This is a genomic window from Burkholderia sp. AcTa6-5, from assembly GCF_017815075.1.
Taxonomy (GTDB): Bacteria; Pseudomonadota; Gammaproteobacteria; order Burkholderiales; family Burkholderiaceae; genus Burkholderia; species Burkholderia sola.
Genome location: NZ_JAGIQE010000003.1, coordinates 384,448 through 401,548, shown reverse-complemented (window position 1 = coordinate 401,548; position 17,101 = coordinate 384,448). Strand labels below are relative to the sequence as shown.

The 17,101-nt window shown below is 68.7% G+C and carries 17 protein-coding genes; 10 read left to right on the top strand and 7 right to left on the bottom strand.

Annotated features, from left to right (window positions below; translation table 11 throughout):
- Positions 1 to 33 precede the first annotated feature (33 nt).
- Together J8I33_RS06950 and J8I33_RS06945 are read left to right on the top strand one after the other, a co-directional pair.
- Positions 34 to 702: a hypothetical protein gene (locus J8I33_RS06950; RefSeq protein ID WP_209934079.1), complete on the top strand. Its 669-nt coding sequence runs from the start codon at positions 34 to 36 to the stop codon at positions 700 to 702.
- 16 nt (positions 703 to 718) lie between these two features.
- Entirely contained in the window at positions 719 to 1,015 is a 297-nt protein-coding gene (locus J8I33_RS06945) for a hypothetical protein (protein ID WP_209926275.1), read from the top strand.
- Between the two features lie 24 nt (positions 1,016 to 1,039).
- Here J8I33_RS06945 and J8I33_RS06940 read toward each other — a convergent pair whose 3' ends face one another.
- Genes J8I33_RS06940 through J8I33_RS06925 form a run of 4 tightly spaced genes read right to left on the bottom strand, consistent with a single transcriptional unit; the run spans position 1,040 to position 4,146 of the window.
- Positions 1,040 to 1,822, bottom strand: coding sequence for a metal ABC transporter permease (locus J8I33_RS06940; RefSeq protein ID WP_209934062.1), 783 nt, complete (start codon positions 1,820 to 1,822; stop codon positions 1,040 to 1,042).
- The gene (locus tag J8I33_RS06935) at positions 1,815 to 2,705 is read right to left on the bottom strand and encodes an ABC transporter ATP-binding protein (RefSeq protein WP_050016985.1); all 891 of its coding nucleotides are present in this window, start codon (positions 2,703 to 2,705) and stop codon (positions 1,815 to 1,817) included. The genes J8I33_RS06940 and J8I33_RS06935 overlap by 8 nt, the downstream gene beginning before the upstream one ends.
- A 21-nt stretch (positions 2,706 to 2,726) precedes the next feature.
- Positions 2,727 to 3,638 (bottom strand): metal ABC transporter solute-binding protein, encoded by a 912-nt coding sequence (locus J8I33_RS06930; protein WP_209934060.1) that lies wholly within the window; start codon positions 3,636 to 3,638, stop codon positions 2,727 to 2,729.
- A gap of 46 nt (positions 3,639 to 3,684) precedes the next feature.
- Positions 3,685 to 4,146 (bottom strand): Fur family transcriptional regulator, encoded by a 462-nt coding sequence (locus tag J8I33_RS06925; protein WP_050017093.1) that lies wholly within the window; start codon positions 4,144 to 4,146, stop codon positions 3,685 to 3,687.
- 330 nt (positions 4,147 to 4,476) lie between these two features.
- Here J8I33_RS06925 and J8I33_RS06920 point away from each other — a divergent pair, with 330 nt between their 5' ends.
- The 8 genes from J8I33_RS06920 (at position 4,477) to ugpC (ending at position 12,850) form a co-directional block, all read left to right on the top strand.
- A complete protein-coding gene (locus J8I33_RS06920; RefSeq protein WP_050016989.1) occupies positions 4,477 to 5,253 on the top strand; it encodes an L-iditol 2-dehydrogenase in 777 nt (258 codons plus the stop codon).
- A 79-nt stretch (positions 5,254 to 5,332) separates the two neighbouring features.
- Positions 5,333 to 6,289, top strand: a complete 957-nt coding sequence (locus tag J8I33_RS06915; protein WP_209934058.1) for a sugar kinase — start codon at positions 5,333 to 5,335, stop codon at positions 6,287 to 6,289.
- On the top strand, positions 6,277 to 7,641 hold the full coding sequence (locus tag J8I33_RS06910) for a D-tagatose-bisphosphate aldolase, class II, non-catalytic subunit (protein ID WP_050016993.1): 1,365 nt from the start codon (positions 6,277 to 6,279) through the stop codon (positions 7,639 to 7,641). The genes J8I33_RS06915 and J8I33_RS06910 overlap by 13 nt, the downstream gene beginning before the upstream one ends.
- A gap of 71 nt (positions 7,642 to 7,712) precedes the next feature.
- The gene (locus J8I33_RS06905; protein WP_209934057.1) at positions 7,713 to 9,038 is read left to right on the top strand and encodes a sugar ABC transporter substrate-binding protein; all 1,326 of its coding nucleotides are present in this window, start codon (positions 7,713 to 7,715) and stop codon (positions 9,036 to 9,038) included.
- A 113-nt stretch (positions 9,039 to 9,151) separates the two neighbouring features.
- Positions 9,152 to 10,105, top strand: coding sequence for a sugar ABC transporter permease (locus J8I33_RS06900; RefSeq protein ID WP_011546081.1), 954 nt, complete (start codon positions 9,152 to 9,154; stop codon positions 10,103 to 10,105).
- Entirely contained in the window at positions 10,102 to 10,953 is an 852-nt protein-coding gene (locus J8I33_RS06895; RefSeq protein WP_050016995.1) for a carbohydrate ABC transporter permease, read from the top strand. The genes J8I33_RS06900 and J8I33_RS06895 overlap by 4 nt, the downstream gene beginning before the upstream one ends.
- Positions 10,950 to 11,678 carry an HAD family phosphatase gene (locus tag J8I33_RS06890; RefSeq protein ID WP_209934055.1) on the top strand — a complete coding sequence of 243 codons (729 nt, stop codon included), beginning with the start codon at positions 10,950 to 10,952 and terminating at the stop codon, positions 11,676 to 11,678. Before J8I33_RS06895 ends, J8I33_RS06890 begins: the two co-directional genes overlap by 4 nt.
- A 62-nt stretch (positions 11,679 to 11,740) precedes the next feature.
- Complete coding sequence (gene ugpC, locus J8I33_RS06885; protein WP_124557316.1) at positions 11,741 to 12,850, top strand: sn-glycerol-3-phosphate ABC transporter ATP-binding protein UgpC; 1,110 nt, start codon at positions 11,741 to 11,743, stop codon at positions 12,848 to 12,850.
- A 100-nt stretch (positions 12,851 to 12,950) separates the two neighbouring features.
- On the opposite strand, the gene J8I33_RS06880 is transcribed toward ugpC, so the two are convergent.
- The 3 genes from J8I33_RS06880 to dalD form a co-directional block, all read right to left on the bottom strand.
- Positions 12,951 to 13,964 carry a sugar-binding transcriptional regulator gene (locus J8I33_RS06880; RefSeq protein WP_011546075.1) on the bottom strand — a complete coding sequence of 338 codons (1,014 nt, stop codon included), beginning with the start codon at positions 13,962 to 13,964 and terminating at the stop codon, positions 12,951 to 12,953.
- Positions 13,965 to 14,028: 64 nt separating this feature from the next.
- On the bottom strand, positions 14,029 to 15,510 hold the full coding sequence (gene xylB / locus J8I33_RS06875; RefSeq protein ID WP_175977455.1) for a xylulokinase: 1,482 nt from the start codon (positions 15,508 to 15,510) through the stop codon (positions 14,029 to 14,031).
- A 105-nt stretch (positions 15,511 to 15,615) separates the two neighbouring features.
- Positions 15,616 to 17,010, bottom strand: coding sequence for a D-arabinitol 4-dehydrogenase (gene dalD, locus J8I33_RS06870; protein WP_209926290.1), 1,395 nt, complete (start codon positions 17,008 to 17,010; stop codon positions 15,616 to 15,618).
- Between the last annotated feature and the right edge of the window lie 91 nt (positions 17,011 to 17,101).

Here is a 17,101-nt window from a genome sequence, read left to right as displayed (position 1 = left end):
GCGATCGGGCCGTCAAGTCCCGTCCTGCTCGTTATGCTGTCCGGTTCCTCAGAAAGAACCTTAACTGAACGGCATTACCCTAGCTGGGGGCTAATTAATCTGTTTGCGTGGAAACTCGTGCCCGAGCGATGGAATGGCGGCATCAAATACATCCAGGCGTTCAAGGATGCATGGGTCATGCACAACAAGTCGCATATCCGGGCAGCAGCGGGGCGAAACTTTCTGCCGCCGGAAATGCTCGCGGGCGTATGTTGGATCGAGGTGGGCGGGGACCCAGAATTCATCGATCGCATGGCATTCGAAGTGCGCACGTTCGACTGGAGCGGTCCGCTATTCGTCGACAAGCATCTGACGCTTACGCGCCATCCGGCAATGACGTCGTTCGGTCCGGTCAGCATGCAGCTTCGCACGGCAGCGCAAACGCTGGGAATGGACCCTTCGGCAATGTCGGCGTCGCAATTCCGGAGTTTGGCGCACTGCCTTCAACGCGATGTCTTCAATATCGACGTCGTTGCACGACATCTCCGCCAATTGGCGTTGCGCGATGGATTCCAGTATCCGTTTTCGATGGATCAGATTCGCATCATCGGCGCCCGCTACAATCGAGGAAGCGGATTATCTCTCGATCAGATCAAGCAAAATACCAGTTACGGTAATTTCATCGCTACGCATTGGTCGCGTTTCACCCGGCTCGTGCAGTAATATTCAGGGCGCGAATATGACTCGTCTCTTCCGCTTTGCCATTCACGTCGCATGCGTAATCGGCTTGCTCGTCGTTGTCGCGATCGCCGGAAACAAGTACGCATGGATGCACGAAGTCGACCCATCCGTCACGATCGGAGCGATTCGGGACGAAGCGGGCGACCGGGCGCTTGTCGCCTATGTACTGCTGATCGCCGTCGCGGCTGCTCAGGTTGTGCTGCTCGCGAGATCCGCAGCCGCAGGTGCCAAACCGTGGATCGGGCTGTTGATGCTCGCGGCAACGGGCATATGTGCGTGGCACGCCATCACATGACGCCGTCTGTCGACATGTCCGTCGTCATGCCCTGCGCAGCAGGCTCGCCCCATATACGAGCGCCGACAGCGCCGTAATCCAGAAACTCGTCGGCCAGTCGGTGTGATACGCGAGCACGATGCCGGCCCACGCTTCGAATAGCGCGAACAGCGCGGCGAGCAGCACGCCCGTCGACAGCCGCGTCGACACGTTCTGCGCGGCCGCGGCCGGCCCGACCAGCAGCGTGAACACCAGCAGCACGCCGACGATCTGCGTTGCTGCGGCCACCGCGAGTGCGCACACCGCGAGGAACAGCATCGACACCGTGCGCAGCGACACGCCCTTCGCTTCAGCGAGTTCGGGCTGCAGCGACGCGAATAGCAGCGGCCGCGCGATCAGCGCGAGCGCGAGCAGGCTCACCGTGCCGATGCCCGCGAGCACCGCGAGCGTGTCGTGACTGACCGCGAGCACGTTGCCGAACAGCAGCGCGGTGACCTGCGTCGCGAACGACGTGTAGAAGTGCAGGAACAGCAGGCCGAAGCCGAGCGCGCCGGACAGGATCACGCCGATCGCGACGTCGCGGCCCGCGAGCTTTTCGCCGAGCGCGCCCATGCCGATCCCGGCCGCGAGCGTGAAGCCGACCATCCCCCAGATCGGCGAGATGCCGAGCAGCACCGCGCCCGTCGCACCGGTGAAGCCGACGTGCGACAGCGCATGGCCGGCGAAGGTCTGTCCGCGCAGCACCAGGAAATAGCCGACGATGCCCGCGAGCACCGCGACGATCCCCGACGCGGCGAACGCGTTGATCATGAAGTCGTATTCAAACATCGTGCGAATGCCCGGGATGAGCGTGTCCGTGGTGGTGATGGCCGTGGCCGCCGCCACCGCCGTGCGAGTGGCCGTCGTCGTCCTCGTGTTCGTGGTCGTGCTTCTCGATCTCGACGTCGCCCGACATCACGAAGATCTTGCCGTTCACGCGCATCACGTCGATCGGCGAACCGTAGAGCCGCGACAGCACGGGCTTCGTGATCACCTCGTCGACGGTGCCGAGCGCCGCGACGCCGTTGCCGAGATACAGCACGCGGTCGAGCGCGTTCAGCAGCGGATTCAGTTCGTGCGCGGAGAACAGCACGGTGATGCCGAGCTCGCGCTGCACGTTGCGCACGAGCTCGACGACGCCGCGCTGGTGGTTCGGGTCGAGGCTGATCAGCGGCTCGTCGAGCAGCAGCAGCTTCGGGTTGCCGAGCAGGCATTGCGCGAGCAGCAGCCGTTGGCGCTCGCCACCCGACAGTTCGGACAGCGGCCGGCGCGCGAGCGACGGGCCGCCGACGAGATCGAGCACGCGATCGACGTCGCGGCGCGTGGCCGCGTTCGTGTGCGGCAAGCCCCAGCGATGGCCGTCGGCGGCCATCGCGACGAAATCGTAGCCGCGCATCCGGCGGTTCGCGAGGCCGCTTCTGATCTGCGGCATGTAGCCGATCGACGCGTTGCCGCGCACGACCGGCACGCCGCCAACCGACAGCGTGCCGGCCGACACGGGGACGAGGCCGAGCACCGCGCGCATCAGCGTCGTCTTGCCCGCGCCGTTCGGCCCGAGCACGCCGACGAATTCGCCGGGCTCGATCGAGAAGCTGACGTCGCGCAGGATCGTGCGGCCGCCCAGTTCGAGCGTGACGCGATCGAGGGCGAGGGCGTGGGGAGTGGCGGTCATGTCGTGACGGTCGTCTATTACTTACTTGCCGGATGAAAGCGCGCTGCCGAGCGCGTCGAGCTGGCCGATCATCCATTGCTGGAAGGTCTTGCCGGCCGGCTGCGTTTCGGTGACGCTGACGGTCGGCACGCCGCCGTCGCGTGCGATCTTCAGCATGCGCTTGGTCATCGGCTCTTCGGCCTGGCTGTTGTAGATCAGTGCGCGCACCTGCTTCTTGCGCAGGTCGCCCTCGAACGCGGCGACGTCCTGCGCGCTCGCCTCGGTGTCGTTCATCGTCGCGAGCTGGAAGCGCTGGTTGCGCATGTCGAGGCCGATCGCGTCCGACATGTAGCCGAACACGGGCTCGGTGGCCGTCACCGGCACGCCCTTGTACTTCGCGCGCAGCGCGGCGACCTTGTCGTCGACGGGCTTCAGCGACGCGACGAACTTTTGCAGGTTCGCCTCGTACTCGGCCTGGTTCGCCGGGTCGGCGCGGCCGAGTTCGGCCGCGATCGCGCGTGCGGCGGCCGGCATCGTCGCCGGGTCGTACCACAGGTGCGGGTTGTCGCCGGCCTTCTTGCCGACGAGATCGGCGACGACGATCGTCGCGCGCTTCGCCTGCTTCGATGCGCCGAGCAGCTTGCCCATCCACGGATCGTAGTCGGCGCCGTTGTAGATCACGACCTGCGCGTGCTGCAGCGCGCGGGCCGTCTTCGGGCTCGCTTCGAACAGGTGCGGATCCTGGTCCGGATTGCTGAGGATGCTCGTGACCGCGACGTGGCGGCCGCCGATCTGCGACGCGACGTCGCCGTAGAAATTCTCCGCGGCGACGACGTTGACGGTCGCGGCCTGCGCGAACGCGGGCGCGGCGAACGACAGCGCGGCGACGGCCGCGGCGAGCCAGCGGACAGGCGACAGGGCGCGCCGCGGCGCGCGCTTCAGGGCAATGGACATGGAACTCCTCGTTGGAAGGGCGGCGCAGGCGCCGCGCGATGCGGCGTCAGCGCTGCGCGGGCTTGCGCTTGCAGTGCCCGCACAGGCCGTTCAGCTCGACGACCTGGTGATGGACTTCGAATCCGTGCGCGGGCTCGCTCGCGGACAGCTGCTTCGCGAGATCGCTGCCGGGAATCTCGACGGTGTCCCCGCACGAATCGCAGATCAGGAACTGGCCTTCGTGCGGCACGCCGATCTCGCAGCACGCGAGGAACGCGTTCTTCGATTCGATCCGGTGGATGAAGCCGTGCTCGACGAGAAAATCCAGCGCGCGGTACACGGTCGTCGGCGGCACGCGGCCGCGTTGCGGTTCGAGTTCGGCGAGCAGGTCGTACGCGCCGATCGGGCGCTGCGCGGCCAGCACGCGTTCGTAGACCTGGCGACGCAGCGGCGTCCACGCGAGCCCGTGCTCGGCGGCGAATGCGTCGGCCCGGGACAGCCGGGCGTCAATGGACGATGAGGTAGCCATGGCGTGAAGCAGGGCGATGAAACACAGTATCGCGATGATATAACGTATCGCTGCGCCGTGCAGTGCCAATTCCGTTTTCCGTCCTTCCTCCATCCCCGTCAGCATCGATGCCACTGCGCCGCACCGTGCGCTTCTTGCCTTGCAGCGCGGGCGCGGCGGGATGCAGCCGTGCGCCGTCGTGCCGCAGCGCGTCATAGAAAGCCGTCGCGTCGTCTTGACAGCGCGTATCGCGTATCCGATCATTCGATCACTAACAGAGCAATTGATCGATCGGAGAGCGTTCGCTCACCTCGTGACCGTCGTGCAGCAAGAACGAACCGGAGACAGCCAGTGAGACTGGAACACAAGGTCGCGATCCTGACGGGCGCCGCAAGCGGCATCGGCGAAGCGGTCGCGCAACGCTATCTGGACGAGGGCGCGCGCTGCGTGCTCGTCGACGTGAAGCCGGCAGGCGGTTCGCTCGCGCGGCTGATCGAGTCCAACCCCGGCCGCGCGGTGGCCGTCACGGCCGACGTCACGCGCCGCGACGACATCGAGCGGATCGTCGCGACGGCGGTCGAGCGCTTCGGCGGCGTCGACATCCTGTTCAACAACGCGGCGCTGTTCGACATGCGCCCGCTCCTCGACGAATCGTGGGACGTGTTCGACCGGTTGTTCTCGGTCAACGTGAAAGGGCTGTTCTTCCTGATGCAGGCCGTCGCGCAGCGGATGGTCGAGCAGGGGCGCGGTGGCAAGATCGTCAACATGTCGTCGCAGGCCGGCCGTCGCGGCGAGGCACTCGTTTCGCACTACTGTGCGACCAAGGCCGCGGTGATCAGCTATACGCAGTCGGCCGCGCTGGCGCTCGCGCCACACCGGATCAACGTGAACGGCATCGCGCCGGGCGTGGTCGACACGCCGATGTGGGAGCAGGTCGATGCGCTGTTCGCACGCTACGAGAACCGGCCGCTCGGCGAGAAGAAGCGCCTCGTCGGCGAAGCGGTGCCGCTCGGGCGCATGGGCGTGCCGGGCGACCTGACGGGCGCCGCGCTGTTCCTCGCGTCGGCCGACGCCGACTACATCACCGCCCAGACGCTGAACGTCGACGGCGGCAACTGGATGAGCTGAAAATGTTGCCGCTCGCACGCGCCACCTGCCGGCCGGCCCGCGACGCGGCGGCCGCCGTCGACCGAGGAGGGCTCGCCTGATGGCCGAGATCGTCGTCGCCGGCGAACTGCTGGCGGAATTCGTCGCCGCCGAGCGCGGCCAGGGTTTCGATACGCCCGGCCTGTTCGAAGGACCGTTCCCGAGCGGCGCGCCGGCGATCTTCGCCGATCAGGCCGCGCGGCTCGGCGCGCGCGTCGCATATGCGGGCTGTGTCGGCCGCGACGCGTTCGGCGATGCGATCGTCGCGCGGCTCGCCCGCGACGGCGTCGACGTCGCGCGCATTCGCCGCGTCGCGCGCCCGACCGGCACCGCATTCGTCGCGTATCGCGACGACGGTTCGCGCAGTTTCGTGTTCACGCTTTCGACCAGTGCGGCCGCGTGCGTCGATGCGTCCGACGTCGACACCGCGATGTTCGACGGCTGCCGCTACTTCCACGTGATGGGCTCGTCGCTGACGAGCGAATCGGCGATCGCGGCCGTGCAGCGCGGCGTGATCGAGGCCGCGCGCGCGGGCGCCAAGGTGTCGTTCGATCCGAACGTGCGGCCCGAAATGCTGAGCTTCCGCCCGATGCGCGCGGCGCTCGACGAGATGCTCGCCGCGTGTCACCTGTTCCTGCCGAGCGAAGCCGACCTGCCGTTCTTCTGCGGGCCGCAGCCGGCCGAGCGCGCGATCGCGGGCCTGCTCGCGACGCATCCGCTGCTCGAGCGCGTCGTGCTCAAGCGCGGCGCGCAAGGCAGCGTCGCGTTCGATCGCGCGAACCGGGCCGAAGCGCCGGCCTTTCCGGTCGACGAAGTCGATCCGACCGGCGCCGGCGACTGCTTCGGCGGCACGCTGGTCGCGAGCCTCGTCGCGGGCTTGGCCGTCGACGTCGCGCTGCGCCGCGCGAACGCGGCCGGTGCGATCGCGGTCACGCGGCGCGGCCCGATGGAAGGCAACAGCGGCGCGGCCGAGATCGACCGCTTCCTGACCGAACGAGGTATCGCATGTCCGGCCTGACGACCGTTGCCGAGCGCACGCGCACCGCGCACGCGGACACCGTGCTGCGGATGATCTTCGACGCGAACCGCGCGGACGCGCAGCGCGGCATCTATTCGATCTGCAGCGCGCACCGGCTCGTGCTGGAGGCCGCGTGCGAAGCCGCGCGAGCCGACGGCTCGCCGCTGCTGATCGAGGCGACCTGCAATCAGGTGAACCATCTCGGCGGCTATACGGGCATGACGCCCGCCGATTTTCGTCGCGACGTCGATGCGATCGCCGCACGCTGCGGGCTCGCGCCGTCGGCGCTCGTGCTTGGCGGCGACCATCTCGGCCCGAACCCGTGGCGGCACCGCCGCGCGGCCGACGCGATGCGTGAAGCGGCCGCGATGATCGCGGCCTACGTCGAAGCCGGTTTCGAAAAGATCCATCTCGATGCGAGCATGGCGTGCGCGGACGATCCGGCGCGGCTCGACGATCGCACGATCGCCGCGCGCGCGGCCGAGCTGTGCCGCGTCGCGGAAGACGCGGCGGCGCGCGCCGGGATCGCGCCCGTCTACGTGATCGGCACCGAGGTGCCGACGCCGGGCGGCGAAGTGAGCGGCGAGGCAAGTAACGACGCGAGCGGCGACGCGATCGCGCGGATCGCGGTCACGCGCAGCGACAGCATCGCGGCGACGCTCGACGCGCACCGCCGCGCGTTCGCGGCGGCCGGGCTCGACGATGCGTGGATGCGCGTCGTCGCGATCGTCGCGCAGCCGGGCGTCGACTTCGACGATCGCCACGTGCTCGACTACGACAGCGCGAAGGCGGCGTCGCTCGGCGCGAGTATCCTGCAGACACCGCGCCTCGTATTCGAAGCGCATTCGACCGATTATCAGACCGAAGCCGCGCTCGCCGCGCTCGTGCGCGACCACTTCGCGGTGCTGAAGGTCGGCCCCGCGCTGACGTTCGCGCTGCGCGAGGCGCTGTTCGCGCTGACGTACATCGAGGACGCGCTGATCGACGACGTCGCGCAGCGCTCGCGGTTGCGCGACGTCGTCGACGCGGCGATGCGCGCGCAGCCCGAGCACTGGGCGCCGTACTACCGCGGCGACGAGACCGCGCAGCGGCTCGCGCGCCAGTTCAGCTACAGCGACCGCATCCGCTATTACTGGCTGCAGCCGGCCGTCGCGGCCGCGGTCGAGCAACTGTTCGACAACCTCGCGCGGCAGCCGGTGCCGGAGACGCTCGTCGCGCAGTGGCTGCCGGACGTCTACGCGGCGTGCCGCGCGGGCGGCCTCGCGAAGGAGCCGCGCGCATGGGTGCGCCACCGGATACGCGACGTGATCGCGCACTATGCGCGCGCGTGCGGGATGCAGCGGCCGGCATGACGGGCCGCGAAGGAAGCGACGCAACACCACGCAAGACCGACGACATTTCGAACAATCACAGGAGACATGCCATGCAACGAAAGATGCTCGACGCCGCCGCACGCTGTTTCGCCGGAGCCGCGCTCGCGACGGCGGCCTGCGCGGCGTCCGCCGACACGCTGACGATCGCGACGCTGAACAATCCCGACATGATCGAGTTGAAGAAGCTGTCGCCGGCGTTCGAGAAGGCGAACCCCGACATCAAGCTGAACTGGGTGATCCTCGAGGAGAACGTGCTGCGCCAGCGCGCGACGACCGACATCACGACCGGCAGCGGCCAGTTCGACGTGATGGCGATCGGCACCTACGAAACGCCGCAGTGGGGCAAGCGCGGCTGGCTCGCGCCGATCACGGGCCTGCCCGCCGACTACGACCTGAACGACATCGTGAAGACCGCGCGCGACAGCCTGTCGTACAACGGCCAGCTGTACGCGCTGCCGTTCTACGTCGAAAGCTCGATGACGTTCTACCGCAAGGACCTGTTCGCGGCGAAGGGGCTGAAGATGCCCGACCAGCCGACCTACGACCAGATCGCCGAATTCGCGGACAAGCTGACCGACAAGTCGAAGGGCACCTACGGGATCTGCCTGCGCGGCAAGGCCGGCTGGGGCGAGAACATGGCGTACGTGTCGACGGTCGTGAACACGTTCGGCGGGCGGTGGTTCGACGAGAACTGGAATGCGCAGCTCACGTCGCCCGAATGGAAGAAGGCGATCAATTTCTACGTGAACCTGCTGAAGAAGAACGGCCCGCCGGGCGCGAGCTCGAACGGCTTCAACGAGAACCTGACGCTGACCGCGTCCGGCAAGTGCGCGATGTGGATCGACGCGACGGTCGCGGCCGGGATGCTCTACAACAAGCAGCAGTCGCAGGTGGCCGACAAGATCGGCTTCGCGGCGGCGCCGGTCGCCGCGACGCCGAAGGGCTCGCACTGGCTGTGGGCGTGGGCGCTGGCCGTGCCGAAGACGTCGAAGCAGCAGGACGCCGCGCGCAAGTTCATCGCGTGGGCGACGTCGAAGCAGTACATCGAGATGGTCGGCAAGGACGAGGGCTGGGCGTCGGTGCCGCCGGGCACGCGCACGTCGACGTATCAGCGCGCCGAGTACAAGGCCGCCGCGCCGTTCTCGGACTTCGTGCTGAAGGCGATCGAGACGGCCGACCCGAACGATCCGTCGCTGAAGAAGGTGCCGTACACGGGCGTGCAGTACGTCGGGATTCCTGAATTCCAGTCGTTCGGCACGGTGGTCGGCCAGTCGATCGCGGGCGCGGTCGCGGGCCAGATGTCGGTCGACCAGGCGCTCGCCGCGGGCCAGGCCGCCGCCGACCGCGCAGTGCGGCAGGCAGGCTACAAGAAGTAACGCGCAAGCCGTCGCGCGGCCCGCGTCGTGCGCCATCGCACACGGCGCGGGCCGGCGAGGCCGACAGGCGGGCAGGCCGTTCGCGCCCGCGCATCAACCGGAGGGACTCCGTCATGCGTCACCTGCGTCTTCCCCTGAGCCATGCTCACGCGCCGTCGGTCGGCGACGCGTCGTCGCCGCCCGGCGCGCCGCGCCGCGCGCGCGGCGGCGCGAGCTGGCTCGTGTCGCCGTCCGTCGCGGTGCTGCTGCTGTGGATGTCGATTCCGCTCGCGATGACGATCTGGTATTCGTTCTCGCGCTACAACCTGCTGAACCCGGACGTGAAGGGCTTCGCCGGGTTCGACAACTACCGCTTCCTCGCGACCGATCCGTCGTTCCTGCCGGCGATCTGGCACACGCTCGTGCTGATCGGTGCGGTGCTCGCGATCACCGTGATCGGCGGCGTGCTGATGGCCGTGCTGTTCGACCGCAAGTTCTACGGGCAGGGCGTCGCGCGCCTGCTCGCGATCGCGCCGTTCTTCGTGATGCCGACGGTTTCCGCGCTGATCTGGAAGAACATGATCCTGCATCCGGTGTACGGGCTCGTCGCGAACGCGATGCGCGCGCTCGGGATGACGCCGATCGACTGGTTCGCCGACTACCCGTTGACCGCGGTGATCATCATCGTTGCATGGCAGTGGCTGCCGTTCGCGTTCCTGATCCTGTTCACCGCGATCCAGTCGCTCGACCAGGAGCAGAAGGAAGCCGCGCGCATCGACGGCGCCGGCCCGATCGCGATGTTCTTCTACATCACGCTGCCGCACCTGAAGCGCGCGATCGCCGTGGTCGTGATGATGGAGACGATCTTCCTGCTGTCGATCTTCGCGGAAATCTACACGACGACCGGCGGCGGCCCTGGCGACGCGACGACCAACCTGTCGTACCTGATCTATGCGCTCGGCCTGCAGCAGTTCGACGTCGGCCTCGCGTCCGCGGGCGGCATCATCGCCGTCGTGGTCGCGAACGTCGTGTCGTTCTTCCTGGTGCGGATGCTCGCGCGCAACCTGAAAGGGGAGTACGAAAAATGAGCGACCTGACCTTGGCGGGCCGGCGCACGCCGGCCGTGTTCGACCTCGTGCGGCGTGCGCTGCCCGGCACGCTCGCGTGGCTGATCGCGCTGTTGCTGTTCTTCCCGATCTTCTGGATGGCGATCACCGCGTTCAAGACCGAGCAGCAGGCGTACGCGTCGTCGCTGTTCTTCATCCCGACGCTCGACAGCTTTCGCGAGGTGTTCGCGCGCAGCAACTACTTCGGGTTCGCGTGGAATTCGATCCTGATCTCGGCCGGCGTCACCGTGATCTCGCTGCTGTTCGCGGTGCCGGCCGCGTACGCGATGGCGTTCTTCCCGAACCATCGCACGCAGAAGGTGCTGCTGTGGATGCTGTCGACGAAGATGATGCCGTCGGTCGGCGTGCTGGTGCCGATCTACCTGCTGTGGAAGAACGCGGGGCTGCTCGATACGGTGTCGGGGCTCGTGATCGTCTACACGCTGATCAACCTGCCGATCGCGGTGTGGATGACCTTCACGTACTTCAACGAAATCCCGAAGGACATCCTGGAGGCCGGGCGGATCGATGGCGCATCGACGTGGCAGGAGATCGTCTACCTGCTGATGCCGATGGCGCTGCCGGGGCTCGCGTCCACCGCGCTGCTGCTCGTGATCCTGTCGTGGAACGAGGCGTTCTGGAGCATCAACCTGTCGAGCTCGAACGCCGCGCCGCTGACCGTATTCATCGCGTCGTACTCGAGCCCCGAAGGCTTGTTCTGGGCGAAGCTGTCCGCGGCGTCGCTGCTCGCGGTCGCGCCGATCCTGATCGTCGGCTGGCTGTCGCAGAAGCAGCTCGTGCGCGGGCTCACGTTCGGGGCGGTTAAATGAGCGATGCAAGCAAAGGTGCCGCTGGCAAACGTACGACCGGCCACGGCGTGAACGTGCTGATCTGCGATTGCGACGGCGTGCTGATCGACAGCGAGGCCGTGGCCGCCGACGTGATCGTGCGCGAACTCGATGCACGCTGGCCAGGGGTCGACGCGCGGCCGGCCGTGATGCCGCTGCTCGGGCTGCGCATCGAGCGCGTGCTGGCCGGCGCGAGCGACGCCGTGGGCCGCACGCTATCGGCCGGCGACGTCGACGCGATCCGCCGCGCGGTCGAGGCGGCGGCCGTGAATGCGCCGATGGTCGAAGGCATCGACGCGGCGCTGGCCGCGATCGACCTGACGACGGCCTGCGCGAGCAACAGCTACCGCACGTACGTCGAAGCGGCGCTCGCGCGCACCGGCCTCGCGCGCTTCTTCGGCGACCGGCTGTTCTGCGCGGATGCGGTCGCGCGGCCGAAGCCGGCGCCGGACGTGTATCTGGCAGCCGCACGCACGCTCGGCGCGGTGCCCGCGCAATGCCTCGTGGTCGAGGACAGCGTGACCGGCATCACCGCCGCGGCCGCGGCCGGCATGACCGTGCTCGGCTTCATCGGCGGCGGGCACGCATCGGCGGCCCAGATCGACGCGCTGCGCGGCATCGGCGCGCGTCACGTATTCGACGACATGCACGAGCTGCCCGGCTACGTCGCGCGCTGGCAGGCGACGGGCGAGGTGCTGCCGAACTAGCAATCAGGAACGAAGGCGCGCCGCTTTCAACGCGGCGCATCACGAACGAACGGAGACAGATCATGGCAAGCGTGCTCCTGCGCAACATCGCGAAGCGCTACGACGACACCGAAGTGCTGCGCAACGTGAACCTCGACATCGCCGACGGCGAATTCGTCGTGTTCGTCGGCCCGAGCGGCTGCGGCAAATCCACGCTGATGCGGATGATTGCCGGCCTCGAAGACATTTCGAACGGCGACCTGCTGATCGACGGCGCGAAGGTCAACGACGTGCCGAGCGCGAAACGCGGCATCGCGATGGTGTTCCAGTCGTATGCGCTGTACCCGCATATGACGCTATACGACAACATGGCGTTCGGCCTGAAGCTCGCCGGCGCGAAGAAGCCCGAGATCGACCAGGCGGTGAAGCAGGCCGCGAAAATCCTGCACATCGATCATCTGCTCGACCGCAAGCCGAAGCAGCTGTCGGGCGGCCAGCGGCAGCGCGTCGCGATCGGTCGCGCGATCACGCGCAAGCCGAAGGTGTTCCTGTTCGACGAGCCGCTGTCGAACCTCGACGCCGCGCTGCGCGTGAAGATGCGGCTGGAATTCGCGCGACTGCACGACGAGCTGAAGACGACGATGATCTACGTGACGCACGACCAGGTCGAGGCGATGACGCTCGCCGACAAGATCGTCGTGCTGTCGGGCGGCGCGGTGCAGCAGGTCGGCACGCCGAACGCGCTCTATCACGCGCCGGCGAACCAGTTCGTCGCGGGCTTCATCGGCTCGCCGAAGATGAACTTCCTGAAGGGCACGGTCGAATCGGCCGATGCGGGCGGCGTGCTCGTGCGCTTCGACAGCGGCGAGACGCAGCGTGTCGCGGTGGACGCGGCGGGGCTGCAACGCGGCGCGGCGGTGACCGTGGGCGTGCGGCCCGAGCATCTGCTGGTCGATGCGGCCGCCGCGGGCGTTGCCGCGCGCACGATGGCGGTCGAGTCGCTCGGCGATGCCGCATATCTGTATGCGGAATCGGCCGTCGCGCCGGACGGGCTGATCGCGCGGATTCCGCCGCTCGACACGTACCGCACCGGCGACGCGTTGCGCGTGCATGCGCAGGCGGAGCACTGTCACCTGTTCGACGAAAACGGGCAGGCGTTCCGGCGGCTGAGCGTGCACGCGAAGGCGGCGTGACGCGTCGGTGTTCGGCGGTTTGCGCGTCGATCGTGCGTCCCCCGCGGTAGCGCGAAGCAATGCCGGTACGGCCGAGCGCCGCGCAGGATCCATGGCCGCGTCAGGCCGCCTTCGCCGCGAGCGCGGCGCGCGCGCACGCTTCGTCGGTGACGAGCCCCGACAGCCAGCCGCCGCGCAGCGCGGCAATCACCGCGTCGTGTTTCTTCGGGCCGCCGGCGAACGCGATCGTCGGCAGCTTCGGCGGCGTGGCGAGCGCGACGCTGGTCACGCGCGCGCTCGTCGACACGGTGATCTGCGTGCCCTGCGCGTCGATCGGCACGCCGAGCAGCTCGGCCACCGCGCCGAGCGCGGTCATCTCGTCGCGCTCCTGTTCGGTGATGAAGCCGTCTTCGTAGAGCGGGCAGTGCGGGCCGATGTTGCCGATCCCGACGAACGCGACGTCGGCCTCGCCGGACAGCGCCTCGACGATCCGGTACAGCCGGTGGTTGCACCACTGCGCGCGTTCGGCGTCGCTGTCGGCGAACAGCGGCGCGGGCAGCAGGAAATGCTTGCTGCCGGTTTTCTCGGAGATGTACTGCGCGACGTCGTAGCGGTTCGACGAACCGTCGGCCGCGATCGCGCCGACCATCGACACGAGCCGGTGCTGCGGGCGGTCGATCTGCGCGATCTGCGCGACCGCGGCCTTCAGCGTCCGGCCGCTGCTGACCGCGATCACCATCGGTCGCGTCTCGTTCAGGTAGCGCTCCATCACCTGCGCGCCGGCGACCGCGAGCTTGCGGTCGATCGCGTCGGGCGCATCGGCGTCGACGGGCACGACTTCGCACATCGCGAGGCCGTAGCGTTTCGACAGCTGCGCGCCGAGGTCGAGACAGTCGGCGAGCCGATGGTCGACGCGCACGCGGATCAGGTTCTTCTCGACCGCGAACGCGACGAGACGCTGCGCGACGGGGCGCGACACCTGCAGCTTTTCGGCGATTTCGTTCTGCGTGTCGCCCGCGACGTAATAGAGCCACGCGGCGCGCGTGGCGAGATCGAGTTTTTCTGAGGACTTGGACACGATAGCGATTCGGTTCGGATCGGGGGGCCGCCCCGCGGGCCGGCCGGCGGGCCGCATGACGGCATCCACTGTAACGCATGTCGCGCGGCTGGCCTGCGGCCGGCCGTGCGACGGAGCGCGCCTACGCGAGCCGCGCGCGCGACGGCTCGTACAGCGGCCGCACGTGACGGTACAGCGTGCGGAACGCATCGAGGCGTTCGCGCAGCCGCGCATGGCGAGCGGCATCCGGTGCGTATTCGGCGCGTACCGGCGGCTTGGTCAGCACCGTATGTGCGTCGCCGCCGACGGCCAGCCAACCGAGCCGCGCCGCGCCGAGCGCCGCGCCCGTTTCGCCGCCGCCGATCTGCTGCGTGCGCACGTTCAGCGCGTCCGCGATCAGTTGCGCCCAGAACGCGCTGCGCGCACCGCCGCCGATCAGCGACAGCTGGTCGGTTTCGACGCCGGCCGCGTGCAGCGCGTCGAGGCCGTCGGCGAGGCCGAGCGTCACGCCTTCGAGCACCGCGTAGCCCAAGTGCGCGCGCTCGGTCGCATGCGTCATCCCGAAGAACACGCCCTGCGCGTATGGATCGTTGTGCGGCGTGCGTTCGCCGGACAGGTAGGGCAGGAACAGCGGCGCCGCCGCGAGCGCGTCGGGATCGAGCGCCTCGACTTCGGCGAGCAGCGCGGGCTCGTCGGTGCCGGTCAGCTTGCAGACCCAGCGCAGGCAACTCGCGGCCGACAGCACGACGCTCATCAGTTGCCAGCGATCGGGAATCGCATGGCAGAACGCATGCACGGCCGACGCGGGATTCGGCATGAAGCGATCGCCGACCACGCTCAGCACGCCCGACGTGCCGAGCGACACGAAGCCGTCGCCCGCGTGGATCGCGCCGATGCCGAGCGCGCTCGTCGCGTTGTCGCCGCCGCCGCCCGCGACCAGCACGGCCTCCGACAGCCCGAGCTCGCGTGCGACGTCCGCGCGCAGCGTGCCGGACGGCGCGTTGCCTTCGACGATGCGCGGCATCTGCTCGCGCGTCATCCCGCACGCGGCGAGCAGCGCATCGGACCAGTCGCGGCGCGCGACGTCGAGCCACAGCGTGCCGGCCGCGTCGGACGGATCGGACACTTTCGCGCCGGTCAGCCGGAACCGCAGGTAATCCTTCGGCATCAGCACGCACGCGGTGGCCGCGAACACGTCGGGTTCGTGCTTCGCGACCCACAGCAGCTTCGGCGCGGTGAAGCCGGGCATCGCGAGGTTGCCGGCCAGCGCGTGGAGGTCGGGCGCACGTTCGGTGAGCAGCGCGCATTCGTCGGCGCTGCGCATGTCGTTCCACAGGATCGCGGGGCGCAGCACGCGGTCGTCGCGGCCGAGCAGCACCGCGCCGTGCATCTGGCCCGACAGGCCGATGCCGCGCACCTGCGCGAACGCGTGGGGATGCCGTTCACGCAGCGCCGCGAGCGCGGCGAGCGTGCCTTGCCACCAGTCGTCCGGATGCTGTTCCGCCCAGCGCGGGTGCGGGCGCGACACGGTGAACGGCGAGCCCGCGGTGCCGACCACCGTGCCGTCCGGGGCCAGCAGCAGCACCTTCACTTCCGAGGTGCCGAGGTCGATGCCGAGATACATGAGCGATCCGTTCGGTCGGTGAGGAGCCGCTACTTTAGCCGTGCCGCACGGCCTGTGCCAAGCGGGTTCGCCCGGCTGCGCGGCCGGGCGCCGGCGCGCGCGTCGTCAACGCGCGGCGAGCCAGGCGTCGACGCGCGCGAGCCCGGCGCGCAACGCATCGAACAGCGCCGCGTTGCCGGCGAGCGAGCCCCACAGCGCGCGGTTGGCGCACAGCGCGACGACGGGGTCGTCGGCTTCGACGATCGCGCGTGCGCTGCTGTCGTCCATCACGCCGTCCTGGTACGCATAGGGCAGCGTGCCGCGCGCCCAGCGTTCGAGAAAGCGCAGGAACAGCGCGGGCAGCACGGCGGTGGCGACCGGCGCGGCGCCGCGCGCGAACGATTCGACGAGCGTCGGCGCGATGAAGCCGGGAATCTTCGAGAAGCCGTCGGCCGCGACGCGCTGGTTCGTGTCGAGCACGTACGGGTTGCCGAAGCGCTCCAGCACGACGTCGCGATAGCGCGCGAGATCGAGCGGGCTCGGCGTGAGGCACGGGATCACGTCCTGCGTCACGTAGCCGTGCGCGAAGCGGCGGATTGCCGCGTCGTGCGTGCCTTCATGGATGTAGGTGTAGCCCGCGAGCGTGCCGGCCCACGCGATGCAGCTGTGCGTCGCGTTAAGGATGCGGATCTTCGCTTCCTCGTACGGATGCACGTCGTCGACGAGTTCCGCGCCGGCCAGTTCCCAGCGCGGCCGGCCGGCCGCGAAGCGGTCCTCGATCACCCACTGGATGAACGATTCGCCCATCACCGGGCACGCGTCGTCGATGCCGGTGGCCGCCCGCACGCGCTCGCGCACGTCGGCGGTCGGGCGCGGCGTGATGCGGTCGACCATCGCGCTCGGCGTCGCGACGTGCGCATCGAACCACGCGAGCAGGCCGCCTTCGCCGCGCCGTTCGAGGAATTCGCGCATCCCCGCGCGAAAGCGTGCGCCGTTGTTGCGCAGGTTGTCGCAGCTCTGCAGCGTGAGTGGGCCCGCGCCGCGCTTCACACGTTCGGCGAGCAGCGCCGCGAGCGCGCCGTACAGCGTCGTGCGCGCGCCCTGCAGGTCGGCGGCGAGATCGGCGTTCGCGACGTCGAGCCGGTTGTGTTCGTCGAGGTAGTAACCGCCTTCGGTGACGGTGAACGACACGATCCGGCAGGCTGGATCGGCGCCCGCGTCGATCAGCGCGGCGAGGTCGATCGACCACGGCAGCACGCGCGTGATCGCACGGATCGTCTCGTACGCGCGCTCGCCTTGCGGCGTGACGGTTTCGAGCGTGTACGCGCCGTGCTGGGCGGCCAGCGCGTCCATCGTCGCGCGCATGTCGTCGCGGATGTTGCCGATGGTCAGCGACCAGCGTTCGTCGGCCGGCACGGCCGCGTTCACGCGATGCAGATACCACGCCTGGTGCGCGCGGTGAAACGAGCCCGCGCCGATGTGCAGCAGCACGGGCGCGTGGGCGGAGGACGATTCGCTCATCCGTGTCTCCTGTTCCTGGCTGTCTATCCTGTCGAATACGATCATTTGCTCTTTGTGTGAGCGAATGATCGTATTCGGGCGAGCGAAAGTC